Genomic DNA, 5349 nt, shown 5'->3' on the forward strand with positions numbered 1-5349 from the left:
CAATGGCGACCCGCGACGGCTGCGCCGTCGGCGGGTCTGGCACGCTGTCAGCCAGCCGATGTACCCAGTTCCAGATTGCTTGATGAGAGCGTTCTACGCCAATCAAGCGAAGAATTGCTTGTGTCTCACGGAGAGAACAACCGGTCGCGTGGAGACGGACGGCAAACACCCTGACGGGTGTTGCCGTCCGCTCACGCTCCCAAGATTCATCAAATTCCGCCGCGTAGCACTCGCTGAGCAGGTCTGCGAGCATAGTTCCAACCAAACTCTACGACCTGCTCACTTCTCAAACTGCGCTAACTAGACGGTGCCTTCCATACATAGAGATTGGATGCGCCAAATATTGAAGCTTGTTCACACTTACCAATATCTATCGTATCTGGCGATACTCCCCTGCTGGAGCGGCTCGCCGATATCCGGCACCGACTATAACTGTTCGCGGTCGGTCGTAGGTCCTCGAGCAAGTCGTAATCACCGACGCTCGTCTTCGGTCAGGCTGGGCTCTCTCGAGACGCTATCTGAACTCGTCGATATCGACCTCGCATACCGCCGCCGAAATTAGATCAGCGATGTCATCATTCCAGGATGACGTGCCCATGTGACCGCGTCGATAACGTCCGACCGATAGACGGGATCGTCGATAAACGCCACCGCCACGTCTATGGGCATGTTCCGGTACGAATCAGGACTGGCTCACTGGCGCTGTAGCCTTTTGGATATTATTCGTCAGATGGACCAGAGTAAATATTCGTATGTCTGGTAAAATTCCAAATGTTGTATGAAGCCCCAACCAGACCACAATTCCACACGCTCCAGGACGGAAAGTACAGACGACTCGTTGCTCAGACGTCGGAGCTTTTTGAGAGGGAGCACTGCACTCGCGGCATCTACCATGGGTATTGCGACGTTCGGCGGACACGTCGCCGCGCACTTCCCTGCTAGCATCGAAGTCGACATCAAGCCTGGAAGTGAGAAGAATCCAATTAATCCGAAGAGCAACGGCGTGATTCCAGTTGCTGTCCTGCAGACAGACGAGTTCGACCCGACAAGTGAGGATGTCAGGTATCGGTTTGGTGCTCCCGATGTTGTCGCCGAGGGTGGTGGTGCACGTCCGAAACATGACGGTCATGTTGAAGACGTAAACGGTGACGGGCGAGACGATCTCCTGTTACACTTCCCAACAGCAGAGACTGGATTCGACGGAGATACTTCTGAAGGCAGACTTGAATGGGAACGATCTGAGACTGGTGAGCATGGATTGTCAGGGACTGATACGGTGACCATCATCGGCCACGGTCCCAAGTAAATAGCTGTATCGGCGATCGAGTTCCTGCAGAGGAAGAACAGAGAGGGTGCAGGAAATCTCGGGTATTCACTAACAACTATTTGAGGAGTCACTTGGTGATCTCGCGGTGTTCGTCGACGCCGGCGTCGGTCATCAGGCCCTTGACCGCCGTCACCTTCCGGTAGTTGTTGCTGCCTTCGAACGGGCCAACCCGCTCTTTCTCCTGCACGGTCAGCTCGACCTGGCCGCCTCGAGCGTCTTGATCGGCGTGACCAGAAGCCGCATGGACAGTCGCCTCCTCGAGGGCTCGCTCGGGAGCGTCCGACGAGAGCGGCACAGTCTTGAGCCGGCGATTGTCGTCGGTACAAAGGTGCTGCTCGTGTTCTTCGCGGAAGGCGTCTGCTGCCTCCTTCGATCCGAACTCGAACCGCTCAGTCATGGATCGCCTCGTCGAGGACCTCGAGCGCCCGCTCGCTCGGTTCGCCGTCGCCGTTGTAATCGAGGCCGTCGTCGGTGACGAGGAATGGGTAGCGGTACTCCTCGCCGGTCGCATCCTCGAGGACGCCCACGCGCCGGGTGACCTGCTCGCCGTTCTCGTTCGAGTGGACAGTTCTGACCCGACTCATGGGTACTGTCCTGTGATAAAACGGGCGAGACGGCTGTTTTTCAGCGGCCGATCGTGGCCATCATAGCCGCTTTCCAGTTCGACTTCAGTCAGCGGTGACCGATTGAGAACATCCTCGAGGTCGGCGTGACGTGCCACGACTTCTGGCCGGCCGGTGTCTCGACCCAGATAACCGTCCAGTCATTGTGCCAGTAGTAGCCAGCTGATCCTGGCTACGTGACGTTCGCGATCGTCGCGAATCCGATCGCGAGTAGATTTCGGTCGTGGTACACCTCGTCGATGTCTTTCCTATCGTTCTGGGGTGGGTCAGGAGGGCCCATACCTGAGAACGGACTCGAGAAAGCAGATGGCAGTCTGGAATATCATAGTCTCATACTAGTGGGACTAATGTTTAAACAGATTCAGAACCAGTTAACAATGTAGTCATTCCGATCCATCAGTTGACACAAGTTGGTCGTACGTAGGGTGGCATCGTAATCCCGAAGAGCGAGCTTCGGGCGTATTGATTGGCTGACGAGGACGCAGCACACCTCTATACGCTCTTCGGAGAAACAATTAGGAAATCGCGATCCAAATTGGGGATACTCAATTAGACGTTTAGATAAATCTGACCAGATATATTGGATTTAGTCTCCATATATGGGTCGAATTCAATATATCCGTTCTATTTATGGGAGAGAGGAGAAATTATTTTACCTCTTATGTCACCTCAGAGACAGACGTCAATCATAAGTGACGCTTCTGCCTCAGCTTCCCATTTGTCCGGTCCTGCATCGCCACCAACCCAAGTAGTCATCAAATTATGCTCTAAGCTTGAATCATCACAATCTGGAACAGGCTCCATCCAAGCACGACTACCAACGTTGTACTGATTTATAGATTCAGAGGCATCCATATTGTTCGAATAATCCCAAGCAGCAGCGTCACGATAGTCAGGATTATCGGTTAGTTCAGTTCGCTTAGTGTCTGGTTGTGAATAATTCCACGTGAGGCCTCCTCCCGCTCCGTCTGGGCCATAACTGATTCCGACGCTGATCGAATCAATTGACCCAGATTTATTACCAGACGGCGCCGTCGCCGAAATTCCTGGACTCTTCACATCATAAAGACCTTTAGACCAGTTATGTGCTATTCGCATACTCTGAAGACGACGAGGGAGAATTTCATCTGGCCAAAGATGGGTACCTGGAAGTCCACGATACGTACCCACTACTGACCAGAGATCCTTACTATCCTCATCAACGATATCATCTTTAAGCCGCCACGCGAAAGACTCGCCTGTGACTCGGCAGTGAGGTTTCTCTTGATCATAGAGTGTAACTGATCCTCGAGAAATCCATCCATCCCCGGGCGAAATTTCTGGATCGGTTGTTTGAATACTCACATCTGTACTAGTAGACATTTTTTCAGCCTGCAATTCACGCATATCATCATACTCCACCAACTGGTTTAGCCGTTTTTGGGCGAAGTTCTGTGCTTCTGCGATTTCATCAGGAGAGCTATTTTCTCTTGCATACGCAAGAACTGTCATAGGGACACCGTTCTGATCTCGCCGTTGTCCATAGGCGACTAGAATCTGGCCTTCCTTCTCTTCAGGCATCCCAACAACAAATTGTTCTCCAGGATCATATCTCTGGGAAACATTCGACTTCACTTCTCTATTTATTTCTTCAGCATCCTCTCGACTGATTGCTTCTGACTTCGTATCTAGATCAATCGAACCGTTTTGCGTATCTGTTTGAACTTGAATTTGGTCTAACCCACCCAAAACTAGTTTGGCATTTCCTTGATTTTCATCCGTTTGCGCGAAAACCTGGGTGGATCCGATACCAATAACCGATAGTCCACTGATTGCTTGGAGCGCAGTTCTTCGTGTCATTCTATTCGGTTTTTTATTTGACATTGCAACTAACAGTAATTCCCAATAGAAAATATACTTTTCTATAACTTATAGTAATTAAATCTATGGATTGAGACGAAAAATAAATAGGTTAGGGAGTGCAAACATTCTACATCAACACCCAGCTTGTCAAATTACTTTCATTCATTTATCCTCCCAACGATACTACTGTTTAGTAAATCTATAGCAGCTACAATACAGTAATTATAATACCAACAAGTCCCTTCAATCACATATGCAAAAACTGTTAACAATCGATAGCTTAACTGGTGAAAGAATACTGCTGTTCGCGATTTTGATCGCTATTTTTGGAGGCCTTATACATATTCAGGAAGGGGAGTTACCTGGGATAATGATTATAGCAGGTATTTTTGGATTGATAGGCCTTTTTTACGATAATGGCCAATAGAAATTATATAATTTTTCTTCCTCATCCCAATCTCAAATTTACTTCTTATTTTGAACTTCTGAATGTACATACTTTCAATGAACAGCCTTGGGTCAAGCCCTAAGGCGCTCGGCCTGCTCCGCCTGTAGACTCCGCAAATCGTTTTTTGTGCGCCAATAGGCGTGAGGCGCGAGTTCGTCTGCCTCGAGATCAGTGATGAGTACTGACCGACCGATTCAGAGTGAGACGTATCGAGAGCGTTCGACTGACGACAAATTCACGAACGACCGCTCCCAGAACTATCCAGGCAACACGGCGCGACTGAACGGCCACGAACTCGTCGCGATCGACGAGTGGCTCCCCGGGAAAGCGCCATCACCCTACGATATCGATCTTACAGACAGCTACGAGTATCGGACCCGCTACTGGCGCTGCAGGAAGTGCGGCCAGGAACGCAACCATCGCAACGAGTTCACGACACCTTGTGAGGAACCGCAGCCACAGACCCCACTTGAGGCCGGCGGCTACTCGATCGATGAGCCACGAACCCGCCGCGCCCTCACCGAAGCAATCGACGTCCACTTCGCTCAGCCGGGGCCGATCTACAAGGCCGTCAGCGAAAGCGAGAGTACGTATAAGGTCAACGTCGATGAGGAGACATGCACTTGCCCTGATTTCGAACAGCGCCAGCCAGACGGCGGCTGTAAGCATCTACGCCGTGTCGACCTTGAGATTCGGACTGGACTCGTTCCCGATCCAGATGGAACCTTCCAACGATGAAACTCTCGAAGATTTTGACGCTGCACTTAGCTCCGATACCACGTCACCATAACTAATCGCTTCATCGCAGGATATGATTCTCCGGAAATCGCGGTTTGAATAATTGACTCGAGCCAAATTATTTGAGATTGCGGATCCAAGAATGAGTACGAATGGGTGACTCAGATCAGCGATCGTGGACAGACAGCATGAGTGGACGTGAACGCGTCCGCCATGTCGTAGAGTTACTTGACGAACCAGCACCAGTCCAAGAGATTGCCGACCGAGCAGATGTCGCTCGCACGACAGCGGATGATGAACTCCAGCGACTGCAGAGTGACGACTGGGTCAGAGAAACGACGATTGATGGGACGAAAGCGTACGACTTGAAC

General features: G+C 50.9%; 6 protein-coding genes and 2 pseudogenes. 3 read left to right on the top strand and 5 right to left on the bottom strand.

The genetic code is table 11. The features are described 5' to 3' along the window. A pseudogene (locus ATJ93_RS23160) lies at positions 1-253 on the bottom strand (IS6 family transposase); the annotation flags it as partial. Positions 254-892: 639 nt separating this feature from the next. Here ATJ93_RS23160 and ATJ93_RS23165 point away from each other — a divergent pair. After that, positions 893-1306 (top strand): hypothetical protein, encoded by a 414-nt coding sequence (locus ATJ93_RS23165; RefSeq protein WP_245977826.1) that lies wholly within the window; start codon positions 893-895, stop codon positions 1304-1306. Positions 1307-1394: 88 nt separating this feature from the next. Here ATJ93_RS23165 and ATJ93_RS23170 read toward each other — a convergent pair whose 3' ends face one another. The 4 genes and pseudogenes from ATJ93_RS23170 to ATJ93_RS23390 all read right to left on the bottom strand — a co-directional run bounded on the left by ATJ93_RS23170 (position 1395) and on the right by ATJ93_RS23390 (position 3813). Further along, positions 1395-1724 carry a hypothetical protein gene (locus ATJ93_RS23170; RefSeq protein WP_120247018.1) on the bottom strand — a complete coding sequence of 110 codons (330 nt, stop codon included), beginning with the start codon at positions 1722-1724 and terminating at the stop codon, positions 1395-1397. Continuing rightward, positions 1717-1911 carry a hypothetical protein gene (locus tag ATJ93_RS23175; protein WP_120247019.1) on the bottom strand — a complete coding sequence of 65 codons (195 nt, stop codon included), beginning with the start codon at positions 1909-1911 and terminating at the stop codon, positions 1717-1719. Before ATJ93_RS23175 ends, ATJ93_RS23170 begins: the two co-directional genes overlap by 8 nt. Then, a pseudogene (locus ATJ93_RS24280) lies at positions 1908-2230 on the bottom strand (hypothetical protein). Before ATJ93_RS24280 ends, ATJ93_RS23175 begins: the two are co-directional and overlap by 4 nt. Positions 2231-2619: 389 nt before the next feature. After that, positions 2620-3813: a hypothetical protein gene (locus tag ATJ93_RS23390; RefSeq protein ID WP_147376706.1), complete on the bottom strand. Its 1194-nt coding sequence runs from the start codon at positions 3811-3813 to the stop codon at positions 2620-2622. A gap of 601 nt (positions 3814-4414) precedes the next feature. On the opposite strand from ATJ93_RS23390, the gene ATJ93_RS23185 reads away from it, so the two are divergent. Then, on the top strand, positions 4415-4978 hold the full coding sequence (locus tag ATJ93_RS23185; RefSeq protein WP_120247020.1) for a hypothetical protein: 564 nt from the start codon (positions 4415-4417) through the stop codon (positions 4976-4978). A 188-nt stretch (positions 4979-5166) separates the two neighbouring features. Beyond that, positions 5167-5349 (top strand): DUF7342 family protein (locus ATJ93_RS23190; protein ID WP_449405105.1); only part of this gene is annotated, 183 nt, incomplete at its 3' end.

The organism is Halopiger aswanensis (assembly GCF_003610195.1).
Classification (GTDB): domain Archaea; phylum Halobacteriota; class Halobacteria; order Halobacteriales; family Natrialbaceae; genus Halopiger; species Halopiger aswanensis.